Annotated in this window: 13 protein-coding genes; 4 read left to right on the top strand and 9 right to left on the bottom strand. The window is 32.7% G+C overall.

What is annotated here, in order from left to right:
* Positions 1-189 precede the first annotated feature (189 nt).
* Positions 190-1875 (top strand): hypothetical protein, encoded by a 1686-nt coding sequence (locus tag H7355_RS05770; protein ID WP_186645770.1) that lies wholly within the window; start codon positions 190-192, stop codon positions 1873-1875.
* A gap of 22 nt (positions 1876-1897) precedes the next feature.
* On the opposite strand, the gene H7355_RS05765 is transcribed toward H7355_RS05770, so the two are convergent.
* Positions 1898-2431 carry a gamma carbonic anhydrase family protein gene (locus H7355_RS05765; RefSeq protein WP_186645769.1) on the bottom strand — a complete coding sequence of 178 codons (534 nt, stop codon included), beginning with the start codon at positions 2429-2431 and terminating at the stop codon, positions 1898-1900.
* A 117-nt stretch (positions 2432-2548) separates the two neighbouring features.
* Positions 2549-2857 carry a metal/formaldehyde-sensitive transcriptional repressor gene (locus tag H7355_RS05760; protein WP_186645768.1) on the bottom strand — a complete coding sequence of 103 codons (309 nt, stop codon included), beginning with the start codon at positions 2855-2857 and terminating at the stop codon, positions 2549-2551.
* A gap of 96 nt (positions 2858-2953) precedes the next feature.
* Here H7355_RS05760 and H7355_RS05755 point away from each other — a divergent pair, with 96 nt between their 5' ends.
* Positions 2954-5194, top strand: a complete 2241-nt coding sequence (locus tag H7355_RS05755; protein WP_186645767.1) for a heavy metal translocating P-type ATPase — start codon at positions 2954-2956, stop codon at positions 5192-5194.
* Position 5195: 1 nt separating this feature from the next.
* Here the strand turns inward: H7355_RS05755 and H7355_RS05750 are convergent, their stop codons facing one another.
* The 6 genes from H7355_RS05750 to alr are packed head-to-tail and all read right to left on the bottom strand — an operon-like array spanning position 5196 to position 10867.
* Positions 5196-6170, bottom strand: a complete 975-nt coding sequence (locus H7355_RS05750; protein ID WP_186645766.1) for an LPP20 family lipoprotein — start codon at positions 6168-6170, stop codon at positions 5196-5198.
* 43 nt (positions 6171-6213) lie between these two features.
* On the bottom strand, positions 6214-6849 hold the full coding sequence (locus H7355_RS05745) for a hypothetical protein (protein WP_186645765.1): 636 nt from the start codon (positions 6847-6849) through the stop codon (positions 6214-6216).
* A 49-nt stretch (positions 6850-6898) separates the two neighbouring features.
* Complete coding sequence (locus tag H7355_RS05740; protein ID WP_186645764.1) at positions 6899-7204, bottom strand: hypothetical protein; 306 nt, start codon at positions 7202-7204, stop codon at positions 6899-6901.
* A 2-nt stretch (positions 7205-7206) separates the two neighbouring features.
* Complete coding sequence (tgt, locus tag H7355_RS05735; protein WP_186645763.1) at positions 7207-8481, bottom strand: tRNA guanosine(34) transglycosylase Tgt; 1275 nt, start codon at positions 8479-8481, stop codon at positions 7207-7209.
* A 2-nt stretch (positions 8482-8483) separates the two neighbouring features.
* Positions 8484-9656: a tRNA preQ1(34) S-adenosylmethionine ribosyltransferase-isomerase QueA gene (gene queA, locus H7355_RS05730; protein WP_186645762.1), complete on the bottom strand. Its 1173-nt coding sequence runs from the start codon at positions 9654-9656 to the stop codon at positions 8484-8486.
* Positions 9656-10867, bottom strand: a complete 1212-nt coding sequence (gene alr, locus H7355_RS05725; RefSeq protein ID WP_186645761.1) for an alanine racemase — start codon at positions 10865-10867, stop codon at positions 9656-9658. The genes queA and alr overlap by 1 nt, the downstream gene beginning before the upstream one ends.
* 156 nt (positions 10868-11023) lie before the next feature.
* Between alr and H7355_RS05720 the strand changes: the two genes are divergently transcribed.
* Together H7355_RS05720 and rpmF are read left to right on the top strand one after the other, a co-directional pair.
* Positions 11024-15355, top strand: coding sequence for a serine/threonine-protein kinase (locus H7355_RS05720; RefSeq protein ID WP_186645760.1), 4332 nt, complete (start codon positions 11024-11026; stop codon positions 15353-15355).
* A 163-nt stretch (positions 15356-15518) separates the two neighbouring features.
* Positions 15519-15725, top strand: coding sequence for a 50S ribosomal protein L32 (gene rpmF, locus H7355_RS05715; RefSeq protein ID WP_186645759.1), 207 nt, complete (start codon positions 15519-15521; stop codon positions 15723-15725).
* A 72-nt stretch (positions 15726-15797) separates the two neighbouring features.
* On the opposite strand, the gene H7355_RS05710 is transcribed toward rpmF, so the two are convergent.
* Entirely contained in the window at positions 15798-17486 is a 1689-nt protein-coding gene (locus H7355_RS05710) for a hypothetical protein (RefSeq protein WP_186645758.1), read from the bottom strand.
* Between the last annotated feature and the right edge of the window lie 251 nt (positions 17487-17737).

The raw sequence follows: 17737 nt of genomic DNA, 5'->3' as shown, positions 1-17737 counted from the left end.
TATTAATTAAAAATTGTATACCTACAAATTCTTTTAAGCATAATTTGATTGTTTATCTAGCAAAATTTTAATTAACTAAAATACAATAAATAAACAAAATATTATATAAAGTATTTACTTTTATTAAATTTATTATATATTAAAAATGTTATTTTTGAAATCTAAAATTCTTAATTGATTGGAACTGAAATGAAATTTTCGAAAGTCAAATCACTTATTAGTATAACTGTCATAAGTGCTATCAGTTTTTGTAGCATTACATGCACAACTGCACAGAATGCCGAAATTCAATTACCCGAAAGTGAAAAGAATATAAAATCACAACCCGAAAATTATTTAATAGAGAATCTTTTTAAAAATGATATTTCTGAAATATTATATGACACAAATAATTGCATAGAATCGCTGAATGCAGAATACGAAATAAGAGAAATTATATATCATTACAATGACTTTTCCCTTACCCAAAAAAAATTAACAGGGAAAATTTTTTCCTTCCCAGCAACCCTCAATTCAGATTTACCAAAACGCATTGAGCTTATTGATGTTAAATTGAAAGATAAGTCTGCAAATAGATTTGTTACAATTGAAAATATTATTGCAACAAATATAGAGAAAAAAGACGGAATTTTTTATCCACAAACCGTTGAATTTAAACACTGGGTAGAAGTGCAGAATACAAAACATTTTGGCGAAAATGAGACAACAACAATTATTACAGAACGAGCACAACTTTTAAATTTGATACATGAAAATAATAAAACTTATCCAAAAGATATGCATTCTAATCAAATTGAGGTCAACTCAGTTACAAAAGAAAACAACTTCGAAATCAATTATACTGCAAAAAATTATAATTTAATTGATATAAAAAAAATAAATTCGAAATTCTTCTCAACAAGAGAAGAGTATTTTGGAGTCAAATCTAAAAAAACATTGCAGGAATTAGAAAAAAAATTCAACTTAAAAATTCATAAAAGATATTCAGAACTGGTAAATTATTTTTTAAAATCAGCCGAAGCAAATTCAATTTCTACATATAATGATAATGGTTCAATTGATTTTGAGACAGAAATTATTTTTAATAAAAAAGCAAAAGTCTATTTTGCCATAAACATCCCTGACTATTTAAATTTAGATTCGAGAATTGCGAATGAAATTAGTGAATTCGCCAAATTGAACCTCAATAAAGATTCAAAAGAAGAAAAAAATGCAATTTTTACTACTTCTATAAATTTCTTACGTAATAATTTTGATCTCAAAAAAGCTGATATAAATCTCGAAGAAATCCCTATTCCTTTAAAACATTTAGTGAAAAATTCTGATTTATTTAAAGAAATATTTAAAAAAAGCAAGGAAAAATCTCTTGTTGACATTAAACTTTTATACCGTTTAAATGAAGAAAAATATGAATCAGAAAACTCAATCACTTATAACTTTTCAACAAAAATAGATAATACTTTCAATCTTAACTGTAAAAGTCAATTTGAAGCCGAATCATCTTTACTTGACTCAACCATTGATGAAATTAAATGTTCAGTGACTGGCAAAGTAGTATTTGACAATATAATTAAAAATATTGCTAAAGATTTGCAGATAAATGTTCCAACACTTGTGGATATATTAAAATCAAAGTCAAAAGAGACCCTCCCTCAATACCATCTAGCTCACAATCTAGAAGCATTTGAAAATTTCATTCATTTTAGACAAGGTTTTAGCTTATCTACAAAACCAAAGGGATATGTCACTATAAATGAAATCATCGATTTTTTAAATGCAGGAAAATTTGATGTAATTAAGGAATTAAATATAAATTTTAAATCAGTATCATTGCAATATTTAAATAATGAAAAAAAAATATCAAAGAACTTTTAGAGATATTATAAAATTAAAATATCTAATTCACAACATTTAAGCGGGGCTGTTCCATTTTGTTGTATTGTAAGCTTTTATTTTTATAATTTATGGCATTCTGAGTAATTTTATTTATTTCCTCTTCCGTTAAAAGTCGCTTGACTTTTGCAGGCGAACCCACAACCAACGAGTTGTCTGGAATAATCGTATTTTCAAGAACTAAGCTCCCGGCTCCTACCATGCAATTTTTACCAATTTTTGCATTGTTTAAAACGATTGCCCCTATGCCGATTAAAGAGTTATCGCCTATGGTGCAACCATGGATCATACATTTGTGGCCTATGGTGACTCTATTACCTATGTTAACATTGATTCCACCATCTGCATGCAAAACACAGAGGTCTTGGATGTTTGTCTCCTCGCCTATGAGAATCATTTCAGAATCACCTCGAATCACTGCCCCAAACCAGACACTCGATGCCCGGCCAATTTTAACATTGCCAATAATATCAGCATTTGGAGCAATAAAATACGCATTTTTTATATCAGGTAAATTATTATAGACAGTATAATTCATTTTGTGTTCCAATATAGAGAATTGATTAAAAGATATTTATACTTAACATAATAAAATTCCTGTGTAAATAAAATTTACAGTTAATTTTCTAAAAAAACTTGCTTTTCATATTATTATTTATTTCATAAATACTTTAATTGAATCGACAAGTTCTTGTGCCATCAGTATTTCATTAACAGAAGGCTCTCTTTTCTCTTCACCAATATGTTCTAAGATATGACTTTCCATGACTTCTGCCATTAACCCTCCCAAAGCTCCTCTTATAGATGCTAAAATATGTAAAATTTTTTTACAGTCAGCGTCTTCGCCCAACGATTTTTCAACTCCCTCGAGCTGCCCTTTAATTTTCCTTATTCTTCCTAATAGTTTGTTTTTATTAGTAATTATATGTTTTTGTCCTTTTGGATTTTGCTTCACCATTGACATTATATACCCCCCTACCCTATAATAACCTAACAAGAAATATACGCAAAAGCAAAGTTATGAAATATTTCTTTAATATAAACGATGGGACAATAAGCAATGGTCAATATTAAAATTTTCTCTTATTTAATTAAAGGCATGGATTGTGCTGGTTGTGCAAATAAAATTGAACTTTTTTGTAATAAAATAAAAGGTGTTATAAAAACAGAAGTCAATTATACGAATGCTCAATTAATTGTACATATAAGTGAAGGATCAAATGCGAATCTGATTTTAGAAAAAGGCATCCATTCACTAGGTTTCCAATTAATTAAAAGTGATCCACTCGAAATAAAACAAGATGAAAACAAATCCTGTTGCCATAATGAGAAAAAACATAATAATGAATTAGATATACTTGAACATGTTCATAATAATAATAATTCTCACCCCCTATTTTCTCCCAAAAATAAAATTTTATTTTCTCTTTTTAGTTTACTCCAAAAAAATATTTGGTTTCCTATTCTCTTTTTATCCATTGGATTTTTAATTTCATCCTTTATTGAAGCCTTCTCAGAAAAATTCGGCTTAGGTGCTTTTATAATTTTAACACTTCTAGGACTCTTACCAGTTGCTAGAAAAGCATATGTTATGGCAAAAGTTGGATATCTTTTTAGCGTAGAAACATTAATGACAATTTCAGCAATAGGGGCAATCGCCATAGGAGCGGCAGAAGAAGCTGCCGCAGTCATTATTCTATTTATGATTGGTGAAACTTTAGAAGGCTATACAGCACGCCGAGCGCGCTCAGGAATCCAAGCTCTAGCATCTTTATTACCAGCAAATGCTTTGCGTATAGATAAAAATGGTGAGAAAAAAAATATACAAATTCATGAAATAATTCCTGGGGATTTAATAGAAGTTAAACCCGGAAATAGAATCCCAATAGACGGTGTTATTCACTCTGGCACAAGCTTTATCGATGAATCTTTATTAACTGGAGAGTCACTCCCTATAAACAAATCGGTTAAAGATAATGTGGTAGCAGGATCAATCAGTACAGATGGGTATTTAATAATTCAGGCCACTCGTCAAGGTAGTGACAATACAATACTACGCATGATTAAAATGGTAGAAGAGGCTCAAGGTTCAAAATCTCGCAGTATGCGCAGCATAGAAAAATTCAGCAGAATTTATACCCCTCTAATTCTCTTAATTGGTACTTTAGTTGCTGTTCTTCCACCTCTTATTTTTTCTTACCCATTGATTGAATGGATTTACCGTGGATTGACTATTCTTTTAATTGGTTGCCCCTGTGCTTTGGTTATTTCAACTCCTTCAGCAATTGCTTCTGGTATTACAGCTGCAAGCAAACTTGGAATATTAATAAAAAATGCGGGAGCTCTTGAGCTCATTGGTAAAGTAACGACTGTCGCTTTCGATAAAACTGGCACTTTGACAAATGGATATCTTAAAGTTCATGCTGTGCACAATTTTAGGCATGATGAAAATTTCATTTTACAACTTGCTGCCGCAGTTGAAGAAAAGTCAACTCATCCTCTGGCAAAAGCAATTTTAGCGTATGCGCAGGAAAAAAATATTAAAATTGTCGAAGGAGCGAATGGAAAAACACAACCAGGAATTGGCGCTTCTGCTTTAGTAGATGGCAAAGAAGTTTTAATCTGTTCTCCGGCCTATGCAAAAGAAAATAATTTATTAACCTATGACCAGATTTTACTTATCGAAAAGTGTCAATCTGAAGGCAAAACTGTCACTACAATTATTCAAGAAAAAAATGCAATAGGATTCATCTCTCTAACTGACGAACTTAAAGCCGATGCCAAATCTTCACTCGCAAAATTAAAGAATATCGGGGTAAAAAGTATAATTCTTACTGGGGATCATACTATATCTGCAAATGCGATAGCCGCAGGGCTCGACGCAGAAATCTTTGCAGAGTTATTACCCAAAGACAAACTTTTACGTATTCAATCAATTGCTAAAACTGAAAAAATTGCCATGGTAGGAGACGGGATTAACGATGCGCCTGCGATTGCAGCTGCCGATATTGGCATAGCTATGGGTAAAGGAACAGATGTTGCCGTAGATACTGCGCAAATCATAATTGCCCGCAACGGGATAAAATCCATTGTTGAAACTATTGAGCTGTCTCGAAAGACTATGAATAATATTAAGCAAAATATTTCAATTTCTATAGGTTTAAAAGCTATTTTTTTATTTTTAACCATTGTAGGTGGAACACAGCTCTGGATGGCGATCTTAGCGGATACAGGCGCAACAGTAATTGTAACTTTAAATGCTATTCGGCTTTTGCGCTATAAAGGAATTATAAATCTATAGTTCATTCTAATTGCAATCTGCCTGAACAAGAGTTTACCGCATCTTCATTAGAAAAATCATTATCACCTACAGCTTTACAGCTATATACTTTTCTAAATTTCTTTTGCTTACCTATATATGCTTCGACTGTACATTTTGTTTCAACAACACGGTCTTCAGAACCAGGTATTTTTGTACCTGCTTTTACCTTACAGTTTCCAATGATTTTTCGTTTTACATCATGAGGTTTAAGATCATTTGATTTTTCAATAACATTTCCATCCATAACTTTTATATTATCGGCTTCAATTAACGAAATCAATTCTTCTCTCAAACCGTTTGTAATATCATCATTACTTGAAAAGAAAATATATTGATCTTTATCTCCATCTTTTGCAACGATTTCAGCGAGATCGTGAAAAGCTGTATCGATTTTTAAATCTTTACAACCTTTATAAATTTTGCAGAGCTCTAAATCACTTTCCGAATTTTCCTGATAATCACTTAAGAATTTTTTCGCATCATCAATAAGTTTAGCTGATACTTCTTCAGATTTTGAATTTTCAAGTGATTTCTTTAAATTAACAGCTTTTTTTAAATTGGTAGAAATTTTTTCTGTTAATGAAGTTACAAACATGTTGCGATCCAATGTCACAACTGAAGAAAAGCTATCAGTATGAGGACATCTCTTAATGACCTTTGCACCTATTAATACTTCTGATACAACAGACTTTGAAGTAGAATTTAATGTTGCGTCTGTATTTGTTTCGTTAACAGTTGAGGATGAGGTTACTTTTTGTCTAATATTTCTTGCCAAATCAATTTGTGCATTTTGATCCGCTTCCTTTTGTGTTCCTGCAGCACCAAATCCAACAAAAATGGATTCATTATTTTTTGATTGCATGTCAGCAAGGGTTGAACAAGGATCCGTTTGAGCTAAAGCGAGAGTAGAAATAGATATTGATGAAAATAGTAATATTATATTTTTTAATAACATAAAACACCTTTTTAAATAAAATAAAAATTAATTATAATAATATTTAATTAGATGATTTATCATTTGATTCTTTCTTGCCTACACCATCAATAAAATTCTTTTGAGCATCTAAAAGTTTTTGGCGAATCTCAGGATTTCCTCCAGGAGCTCCATTGATCGCTTCTCTCATTTGTCTTTCAAGAGTTGATTTATCAATAGAAACTTGCACTGCACACATTAATTTTTTTACGGGTCTGACTCCGGTATCATCTGCTTCCATGGTTTGTTCCCAATAAGTCGTTGTTACCTTTGCCCCTGAAATATTCCCTTGAGATAAAAATGCGGTTAATGAGGACATAGAAGGATCAGAAGAAGCATTTAAATCTTCAACTTGCCCTGAAGATGTAACGGAGTTTTTAATATACTTCATCATTTCTCCCACTGCTTGAGTGCGAGCCATAGAAATACAAGCATCAGGTCTTGATGTGCCACTTAAAGACATTTTATGGATAAAAATAAAATTACCACCCTCTTCCAATACAATTTCAGGATTAAGAACCCAATCAGGTGTTTTTAAAGTTTTAGTTGAATTAGCTATCACTTCGGGTTTTACATATTTTGAAGAAGTACAGCTAGCAATAAATAAGAAAGCGGACGCACAACTTACAGCAATATTGAGCGAACGTTTATAAATTTTCATAAAAATTTCCCTTCATTAGTTATCTAAGAAAATTGGAATTTAACATTGTTTATTTAATTTCGCAAATGGCTTTATTATAAATTAAATTTGGCTTTTCAAAAATTGAATATTGGATAAAATAAACAGTTGTAAAAACGAAAAAAATTCCTAAACAAGAAATAAAAATTCCACCTATAAAACCTAGCCAAAACCACCTTTTTTTTATTTCTATTTTATGAATAGAATCTTTTTTCCGTGAATAAGAATTTCTTATAACCTCATTCATAAAATTTTGCGCTTCATGTGCACCAATTGGAACAGACAAAGCTTTTTCATTATTTACATGATCATACGATGTCTGTTTTAATTCTCCCATGCCTAAACACTCCCAGGTGCATACTTCTTTCTTATATGAGGAAGTTCTGCGAATATTTTTCTTTGACGGATCGCTTCTCTCATCTCTTCGGTTAAATCATAAAGGAATTGTAGATTATGGATCGACAGGAGACGAAAAACTAAAAGCTCTTCAGCAACAAAAAGATGACGAAGATAAGCACGAGAATAATTTTTGCAAGTATAGCAGCCGCATTCCGAATCCAATGGTTCCTTACTCGATTTATGCGCTGCATTTTTAATTTGAATTTTCCCATTGGCAGCTGATTTGGAGCGAACAAACACACTTCCATTCCGTGCATTTCGCGTTGGCATAACACAGTCAAACATATCAATTCCAAGCATGATAGAATCAATAATATCGTCTGGAGCTCCTACACCCATTAGGTAACGAGGTTTATCATGTGGCATAAATGGGATTGTTGCCGAAAGGAGTCTTCTCATTTCCCGTTTAGACTCACCGACGGAAAGTCCACCAATTGCATAACCCTCAAAGTCATTTTTCTTTAATTCTTTTATACTTTTGACTCTAAGATCTGCATACATCCCTCCTTGCACGATTCCAAATTGAGCTCTGTTCAACTTTTTTCGTGCTGCTCGAGCCCTCTGTGCCCAACGCATAGAACGCTCCATGCTCGCTTTGGCTTCTGCATGTGTTGCAGGATAGGAAGTGCATTCGTCTAAGACCATTTGAATATCAGAGTCAATATCTTCTTGAATATGAACAACATTTTCTGGTGTTAAGGTAATTTTTGCTCCATTAATATGATTTGCAAATGTAGCCCCTTCTTCATTGAGCTTACGAATTTTGGCTAAACTCATCACCTGAAAACCACCACTGTCGGTGAGAATTGCACCTGGCCAACGCATAAATTCATGCAATCCACCAAATTCACGCATGAGCTCCATTCCAGGTCTTAAATTTAGATGATAAGTATTACCTAATATAAGCCTATAACCTATGGAATAAACATCCTCTGGTGAAAGAGATTTTACGCTGCCTACAGTCCCAACAGGCATAAAAATTGGAGTTTCAAGTTCAATATCACCAAATTTCAACTTCGTTATGCGTGGACCCACTTTCTGTACAAGATTTTTTTCTTCTTCTAGAGCGGCACCTTTTTCCACAGCAACAGAAAATTCATTTTCTAAGTCTTCTGCTTTTAAATCTGCAGTGTCGTATGCACCTGATTTAAACGAATTGTCTAGTTCAATTGATTTAAGTAACGAAAATTCAATTAAGTTTCTATTTGCTAACATTTTTAAAAATTTTCTCCAAAGACAAGAAGACTCGAGTCTCCATAACTAAAAAAACGATATTTTTTACAAATAGCATGAGAATAAATTTCTTTCCAGAAATTAAAACCCATAAGTGCCGAAATCAACATAGCTAACGTGCTTTCAGGTTGATGAAAATTCGTTATTATTGCATTGCCAACACATGGAGTAACGATATCATTTTCATGCGTAGGATGAATAAAAATACGTGTCGCATGCCATTTATCAGCAAAATTCAATATATGTTTATTTAACTCTTTATCTTTAGCTTTTTGTTTAATTTCATATCTATTAAATTCTGGAAACACTGCTCTATAAAAACTTTCTACAGCCCTTAATGCCGTTGTTCCTACGAATATAATGGGCCAATCATTTTCTAAATACAAAGTAATTTTTTCAGCAACATCTTTAGAAACGATATAATGTTCTTCATGCATGTTGTGTTGATGCACATTTTCTGTTTGTACAGGTTGAAAAGTTCCCAAACCAACATGTAAAGTAACTGATGCAAATTCAATATTATTTTCAGTGCATTTTTGAATTATTTCTGGAGTAAAATGCAATCCAGCAGTTGGCGCTGCAGAACTCCCTATTTCCATTTTATTAGAATATACAGTTTGATATCGTTCTTTATCAATTTCTTTTAAATCTTTATTATCTACTTTTCCCCGTTGTATATATGGAGGCAAAGGCATCTCTCCGTATTGTTCTAATAAATAATCTAAGGGCAAAGAATCGATTGTTTCAACATGGGGGGGAGATAAACTCGTAACTTTAAATAACGGTTTAAGTTCATCTTGATCAGCATAAAGAATTTCTCCCTGTTTGATTTTACTTTTCGGTCTCAGTAAACAGCGATAGAAATCTTTATTTCCCCTTTCAAGTAAAAAAACCTCACCTCTAGCTCCTGTCTTTCTCCGAATTCTGACACGAGCCGGATAAACTCTTGAGTCATTGGCAATTAACAAAGCTTTTAGGTTTTTATTTTTTAAATTAAATACTCTATTTATTTCATCAGCTATTTGAATAAAATCGCTATCAACAATTGATTTATTTAAAGAACGAGCAACCAATAAACGACTGTTTTCTCTTTTCTTTAAAGGAACCTGAGCAATTAATTCTTCTGGCAATTCATAATTAAAAAAACTTGTTTTCACTAATCCACAACCACTCGCTTAAGATGAGATCCAATGCGCGTCACAATTTCATAATTGATAGTTTGAGACCAATCCGCTAAGTTTTCTGCAGAAATAGACTCTTTTCCATTCGAACCAATCAGTGTCGCTACCACAGATGTTTCATCGCTTGTCGCTTCGGTCACGTCAACTATTATATGATTCATCATCACTCGACCTAATACTCGACAGCGCATCTCATTAATGAGCACGTAGCTTTTATTCGATAAAAGTCTTGGATAACCATCATAATAGCCAAGCGGAAAAAGCGCTACACGCAAATCTCGATCTGCTCTAAACGTACAACCATATCCAATATAGGATCCTTCACGAATATGTTTAATGCTTTGGCTCAAACACTTCCATGTAAGTGCTGGTTTTAACTTAGGTAAATCCTGTAAAACCACTCGAGTTGACAATTTCGTTTCAATAGAGGGCCAGAGACCATACAACGCTATACCAACACGCATTATTTCATAGCGAGCATTTGGTAAAACTAAAGAAGCTGCGCTCTGAGCAAAGTGCCGTTCTAAAGGATAAGCCAATGCCAATTTTTTTTCTATTTGTGCAAAAGCATTATCAAAAGCAGCCAATTGCTCATATGCATAAGATTGCTCCGTCACATCTTCGGTATTTGAAAAATGCGACATTACCCCTTGGATATGAATAAGATCCTTAAATTTTGTTAAAAAATCAATTTTTTCAGCAATATTATCGACTGTGAAACCTTCACGCCCAAGCCCTGTATCGATATGGATATGTGCTTTTAAGGGGCGATAGGCATTTCCTGCGTCTTCTTCTGATCGCTTTAAATTATGAAGTTTATGCAACCAATTTTCATCTCCAATAACAACTTCAATGACCTTTCGAGCGCAACGTACTGCTTCGTCTGCACTTATTGCCCCAAGCACCACAACCCTTTTTTGAGTCAAATCATTTTCTTTTTCATATTTGCGAATTTTAAACGCATCGATAGGATTGATAACGAAGATAATATCAATATATCCATGCATTATTTCAAGACATTGCATGAGCCCATGTCCGTAAGCATTTCCTTTCAAAACACAACCCAATAACACGTTGGAGTCGACAGAATTTCGATAAATGGCAATATTATGAACAATAGCTGCTTGACTGATTTCAAGCCACGAAGCTTGCTCAGGAAATTCACTAATAGACGCCAGATCACCCATATTTTTTTGCCTCCAAAGCTTACAACTCACACAGTTTATGACATTGAGTTTAACTACAATTATATTGATTTTTATTTTTTTGTAACACGCCTATGGAACAAAAACTTTACGCCGATACATCATTTGGAAAAAAGTGAGAATGTTTTACGGGGTAGCATGGAAAACGAAAAACTCATTGCACAAATATCTCAACGAGATGATGCGGGCGTTGATAAAGTTGGAACACTTTCAGCGAAAACCAGCACAGTGATCTCGCGTATGCAAAGAGCTGATGAACTTCGTAAAAAAACGATTCGTGTTCTCAATCTTGGAAAATCTCGCTTAATTAAGTTAAAAATACAAGAAAATCTCGAAATAATTAAAAAGACCTTTTTCATCGAATATGGTGAAAATATGGAATTTTATTTAAAAACAAATGAAATCGAGATTTATTCGCTATGGATTGAAGGAATGACACTTGCTGAAAATTTGGCGAAAGAAGTTCCATTAAAACCAGAGGAAATCATACGCTTCCGCAATCGTTTAAGGCTTTGGGTGCGAATTTTTGAAAATTTATCTTACTATCACGCGAAAGGAATTTTACATGGTAATATCAAACCGCAAAATATTTTAATAAAAGACCGTAGTGCCGTTGACTTAAAACAAACCTATGATTCTGAATTTTTTGATAAAAAAGAGGAGGTACCCCAAGTCGCTTTCCTTGATGGAGGTTATGCTCACTTTCTTCCTTACCAATCCCATAACCTCGAAGATAAGTTCTCAAAAGCAAATGATATCATTAATAGAAATTACTGGCTCCCCCCTGAAGCCAGAGGAATTTTAGACGGCTGTTATCAAGAAAACTCTGAAGTTTTTAGTTTGGCAGCCATTATGGCATATGATTTGGGTATCATTTCCATTGAAAAACAGTCTGCATTAAATGCTCTTTGGCCCATGTATATTATCAATGATCCCAACGTCTTTAACTTAGGGAAAAAATGGTACAAATGGACCACTCGTCATCCCATAACAGATGTTATGAAACGATTAAAAAATATTTTAACCCGCGCTACCGATCCGGTGCCTGAAAAAAGAAACATTGGCGCAAGAGAAATGGCATATGAAATTATGCTGTTGGCAAATCGACTGGGAGAATCCTCAGAACATCAAAATTTAACTAGCTTTTTTAATGAAATTAATCCTGACTTTGATGAAGATTCATATAAAAATATTTTTCTTAAAAAATTTGATGTTCCCGAAATTCTCACTGAGTTTTGCTTTAATAAAACAAAAAACCATAGCAACCGCTTTTGGATTGATGCTCGCAATAAAACGGCAAATAAATTTTCATTTATGCGAAATTTAAACTCAAGCATGAATGTCACTCAAAAAAATACAATTTATTATGGGGTTAAGTTTAGTCCTATCAACGTTCCGTTTTCAAGTTTAGACGAATTTTGTAATTGCTTATTAAATAATGCATTGTTTCATAATCCACTTTTTCTGCAAGAACTACGCACCTTATTTTATAATCTTGGAAGCGAAGTAGATTCAGTATTTTATGTTTTACCTTCGCTCATTAAATATAGCGATAATAAAACCACTCCAAATAAAAGTATGAAAAACTTACTTATACAAGTTAGACATGAATGTTTACATAATAATATTGATAAAATTTTTGATAAAGTTTTAAATTCTTCTAAACTCAGTATGATAATTATTGATGATATTAATCGAGCAGATAATTCATCTCTCGCCGTTTTACTACGACTTTTAAAAAAGCAATCAAAAAACATTAAATGGGTCATAGGAGTGAGATCTGAAGAAGATATAAATGATGATGAAAATAAGAAAAATTTAAATCTTTTAAAACATCAAGATCCTTCCTACAGTACTTTAAAAGATGACAGAACCCGCTCTTTTTGGGTAACAAAACTCAACAATTTAACAAGTCAACAAGCACGATTTCTTGCTACATGGTCCATGGTTGATCTGCAAATAAATACAGAAATTATAGAACTATTAAGCAATAAAGTAATAATGATTCATGATATATTCTCAGAAAGTTATCATTTCGGAAAAAGTGATACTGTAGCTAATGCACCCGAACCCGAAGATCTAATAAAAGAAGAAGAAAAAGTAATCGTTGAAGAAGTAAAACCTATGACTGATGAAGAGGAAGAAGAACTCGAAAAGAAAAAAGAGCCTCTCCATTTAGCTTATGACGCTTTGAAAACTGCTATAAGAATTGGTTTAGTTTCTGAAAATAGAGATGCTTTAACTGGGCAGTTACTTTGTTACTACTGGGAACACCAATATATTTGGTTAAGCTTATCTCTTTTATTAAGTCAAAAAACAAAATCAGATATTTATTATATTTTGTCAGAATACTTATGTAATAATATACAAGATAAAACAACACTTTTTGATATTATACACATATCTGAATATCTCTCTAAGAGTGATTTATCTAAGAGCGCTTATGGAGCTTATTCATCACTCCTTGTTGCCTCGGATGAATTATTCGATATTAATTCTGCTGAGTTTGTCATTACTAAATTGCAGATGCTGGGGGAATCTGTAGAAAAGGATCGGCCTGACGATGCATCAGTGCTTGTGCCAAAAATAAGAGAGCATATTGCCGATTTATCTAAATCACTTGGAAATATTGAACAAGCTGAAAAATATTATCATGCGGTCAGCTGGAATTTAATGAATCCAAAAAGAAAAGCAATTCTTGCTATGAAAAATTTCTTTCCTTCTCAGTTTAAAAATAAAGAGAAAAGAACAGAACAATTTTTAAAAATCATTCATCAATCAGAAAAAGCTGAATTATTTTCTGATATTCCTCATAGTTTAAATTTTACTTATCGTTCTGCTATTGAGTTTGAACTATACAAAATTCAAAAAAAACTTATTGATCCACAAGCATTTTATGATGCAGAAGAGTCAAAAAATTTAAAACTTTTATTTAAATCTTTTATACGTGATGATAAAAGCTCAGAGTCAAAATCAGATAAATTACCTTTCTCACCACGCTCAAAACCAATTCGTGGTATCGTCATTTCTCAATTGCTGCGCTCATGCATAGGTTGGATTGATAACAATATTCTATTTCCACAAGTGGTAAGAGCATTGCAATTTACAACTGAAAATAATGATGGAGAAAATACAATACATCTTTTATTTTCACTTATTCTTTGTGCAGAAAGAAATATTACAACAAAAATACGATCATTTATCCTTGAAACAATAACAGATCTTGCCGGACGTATTGGCAATGAAATTGCTTTATATGAAGTTCTTATAATGCGTGCTTGGTGTGCATTTTTTTATGAAGGGGATTTAAACGAAAGCAAAAAGAATTTGGATCGGATAAACTCATCCTCAGGAGAATTACCATTCTCCTTAAGGCAGTGTGCACATAAATTACATTTATTAGTTGAATTTGAAAAATCATCGATTGAGCAAATACTAAATCACCAAACACATATTCAAAAATACAATCGAAAAATGCAAGATTATGAACTCATGGATTGGGATATTGGCTATACTATACTTTTTTTAAAGCAAGTTCATCCGACCCTTAAAAAAGTACCGGGTGATGAAATGTTCATAGGTAATATTTTAGCTGAAAAAACAGACCAGCTCCTTCTCTATACCCACTATTTATTTGAAGGCGGACATGCACAAAGCGCCTCGATGGTAACACAAGAAGCCAAAGAAAAGCAGATTAGACAATGGTTCAATACCTCTATGCATATGGAATACGCCCCTGAATCTTTTGCCCTCAAAATTATTGAATACACAGCCATTATGCGCGGTTCACAAAACCAGAGTGTAAAAATCAAAAAAAGAAAAAATTTATTTGTATCTATGGCGAAAACCTTATTTAGAAAAAAAGAAACAATTTCAAAATATTGGGGTGAAGATAGAGCTATTAAAGATAATATTAAAATTGACAAATCAAGCACTCAAGACACGGAGAGATTACATTTTTTAGCTCAAAATCTATTTCGAGCTGGATTTCATTGGTCAGCGCACCGTCTTGCAAGCAAAGCACGAACAGATTTAGGCGTAATATCAAATGAAATCATATCTTTAGATAAAGATGAAAAAAAAGCAACTTCACTCCATCCATTGCCTGAACCCAGCTATCACTATGAGCAAAATGAGAATTATGGCAAAATGCAAGCCTATCCTGAACAGGGTGTAGCTATTAATTATATTCTTGAGTTTCTCCATAACTTTCAACATAATGTTCAGGCTGCCGAACTACAAGAGTCTGAGCTTAAGCATATATCTGAATTTATTAGAAAATCTGTGCCAAGAGAAACCGATTTGATCGAATCAACCCTAGGAGCAGCCCTAAAAGCTTCAGCAAAAAGAATACATTTAAAGAACTCAGAGGGGCATGATGATCAGCATTTACAAGAAGAATCTGAAAAAAATGAAGAACTTAACGTTTCTAAAGAAAATAAAAACGATTCTCTCAAGCGCGCTGGATAGCTATTGACAGAGTTCTTTGACTCTATTATGTACATGTGACGTTTTGTTGCGTGATGTGATGGGGAAAATGCTCTCTAGATATCACATTCGTTAATTTCTGCCTACAATGTGTGCAGCAAATTCAATGCCTTAAGGTTAAAATTTGCACTAAGAGGATTTTAGTATGCCAACTCCAAAGATGAAAGTTTCCCGTTCACGCCGTAATATGCGCCGTGCTCACGACGCTTTAACACCTATTAACTTTTCTAAGTGCTCAAATTGCGCTGCCCCAAGACTTCCACACTCAGTTTGCGAATCCTGTGGGTTTTACAAAGGCCGCTTTGTCGCTAAAAATATTTTAAAAGCTGACTTATTAGCAGTTCTTCGCTAATTTCAAGCTTTACACAAAAAAGGCTCTCAATTCATTGAGAGCCTTTTTTTTCGTCTAAATTACTTAATAAAACTACTCTCTACCCCATATTTCAACTATAAAATCACTTTCAGTAATATTTTTTGGATTTGCTACATAAACAGACTCTTTACCTCCACAATTATCATTATAATTCATAACCACTGTGTCAGAAAGAACTTCATAGTTTGGATGAATCGAAGCAAATAAAACAGGATCGAAACCTTTGTACCATGGTTTATTACACTTTAAATCGAAACGAGCGCCCGCATTTCTTATTGTATTATTCTCAATATTCTTTAGCTTGAAGTAAAAACTTGAGTATTTTCCTTTTTCTATGACCGGACTCAAATTAACAAAATCTTCAGATGAACGCTCTTTTTGCCCAGAAAGTGGAGTGTTTTGTGAGCGGATTTTGGCAATCAATTCCCCCATATTTGTTTCTAATAATGAATCATCATATTGTGAAACGAGAGAATTTATCTTAAATGCTGAATTATTTAAGCAATCTGCTAAATTAATAAAGCATTGACTTGAAAATCCTTGAAGCATTTCAATATTTGTATGAGATAAGTGCGATATATTTTCTAATCCTTCTCGCTCATTGTCCGCAAGGTAAGAAATGTTTAATAGTGAATTTGCTAAAGTATAGTTATCAATTTGCTTAGAAATTGTATGACTCACTTCACTTTTTAGCTTTGTTAATTTAAGTAATTCAGTAGGATCGTCCGTAACGCTTAAATTTAAAGCTTTTCCAGCTTTATCAACTATATTTAGTTCCTCATAAGAAACTGTTGAGGAATTTTCGATTGCCCATGTGTTTACATCGGCTGGATTTAATTGTTGAACAAAATCTTCAGAAGCATATTTATTTAAGCGATCAAACAGAGGTTGACATTCCTCTACTTTATCCAAGCGACATGTTACTTTTGACGTCAGAACAGATGCTAACTTTTTTGGATCTCCACCCAATTGTAAACCATAAATGTTTAAATATATCTGTCTTTTAGTATCTTCATTCAAGTACTTTAATTTTGTATTAATAGCAATTTTCTCATTGTTTGTTAATATATCCTTTACAGAAGCACCAACTGTTGTTTGAAAATCATTTAATACTTTTTTGGATTCAAAATTAAGTTTCATAGTCAATAGTATTTTTGCAGAAAGTCGTTGGGATGTAATAACTTCATCTCCACACTTTTTAATAAAATTATAATGATTAAACAATTTCCCGTCAGCATTAAAATTTTCACTCAGACCTTCTTTTAAAACATAAGCATTACCAACTTTCGGAGCAATTTTGTTTTCACCAAATCTTACATAGACAGAATAAGTTGTAGTACGACTTAATTTTGTAGCAGAGGCTTCACGAGCAAACTTTACTTCAGGTGAAATATCAACACCTTTAACTGGAACTGTTGCAGAAACACCGATATTTAAAACCTTTCTAAAATCGTGTTCTTTTAAGTTATCAGAAAAATCAACAATAGATTTTTCAATTGATTTAGGCTGAACATAATCACCGCCTTCTAGACAATTTTCTGAAAATTGAAAACCCATTTTATTAAAGCCCTGCAAAAGTTTTGCAGAAGAACCATCACTATTTAAAATAGAACTACGCATTTCGGTTAAATTATTTTTTAACGAAGCAATTTCAGGAGAGTTAACTTCTTTGTTGGAACATGAAACAAAAATTGCTGAAAGTACAGATACAATTGGCAATATTCGCGTAATCTGAGACATCATGCACCCCTATAGGTTATGGCAAAACTGCTGCATTAAAAAAAGTTCGATTTTTAACATAATATGAGTTCTTTCCAAAAAAACAAGTGGACGGCCAATTTTTTTTAAATACATATGAACTAGTATCGTTTATATTTTATACGAATTGATTATAATTATTTATCCCACATAGAATGGCTCAATAAACTTACCAAAAAAATAAATTTATTTATGCTGTAATATTATGCTTATAATTTATAAAGATATTAAAC

The organism is Fluviispira vulneris (assembly GCF_014281055.1).
GTDB lineage: Bacteria > Bdellovibrionota_B > Oligoflexia > Silvanigrellales > Silvanigrellaceae > Silvanigrella > Silvanigrella vulneris.
Note: the sequence above shows the minus strand (reverse complement) of the source record. Positions and strands in the feature narration are given on the sequence as shown.

What these genes read in the sequence shown, in the direction of transcription:
- H7355_RS05765 (WP_186645769.1), bottom strand. Translation starts at nt 2,431, where the DNA reads ATGAATTATACTGTCTATAATAATTTACCTGATATAAAAAATGCGTAT.
- H7355_RS05710 (WP_186645758.1), bottom strand. Translation starts at nt 17,486, where the DNA reads ATGTCTCAGATTACGCGAATATTGCCAATTGTATCTGTACTTTCAGCA.
- alr (WP_186645761.1), bottom strand. Translation starts at nt 10,867, where the DNA reads ATGGGTGATCTGGCGTCTATTAGTGAATTTCCTGAGCAAGCTTCGTGG.
- H7355_RS05745 (WP_186645765.1), bottom strand. Translation starts at nt 6,849, where the DNA reads ATGAAAATTTATAAACGTTCGCTCAATATTGCTGTAAGTTGTGCGTCC.
- H7355_RS05760 (WP_186645768.1), bottom strand. Translation starts at nt 2,857, where the DNA reads ATGTCAATGGTGAAGCAAAATCCAAAAGGACAAAAACATATAATTACT.
- H7355_RS05750 (WP_186645766.1), bottom strand. Translation starts at nt 6,170, where the DNA reads ATGTTATTAAAAAATATAATATTACTATTTTCATCAATATCTATTTCT.
- H7355_RS05740 (WP_186645764.1), bottom strand. Translation starts at nt 7,204, where the DNA reads ATGGGAGAATTAAAACAGACATCGTATGATCATGTAAATAATGAAAAA.
- H7355_RS05755 (WP_186645767.1), top strand. Translation starts at nt 2,954, where the DNA reads ATGGTCAATATTAAAATTTTCTCTTATTTAATTAAAGGCATGGATTGT.
- rpmF (WP_186645759.1), top strand. Translation starts at nt 15,519, where the DNA reads ATGCCAACTCCAAAGATGAAAGTTTCCCGTTCACGCCGTAATATGCGC.
- H7355_RS05770 (WP_186645770.1), top strand. Translation starts at nt 190, where the DNA reads ATGAAATTTTCGAAAGTCAAATCACTTATTAGTATAACTGTCATAAGT.
- tgt (WP_186645763.1), bottom strand. Translation starts at nt 8,481, where the DNA reads ATGTTAGCAAATAGAAACTTAATTGAATTTTCGTTACTTAAATCAATT.
- H7355_RS05720 (WP_186645760.1), top strand. Translation starts at nt 11,024, where the DNA reads ATGGAAAACGAAAAACTCATTGCACAAATATCTCAACGAGATGATGCG.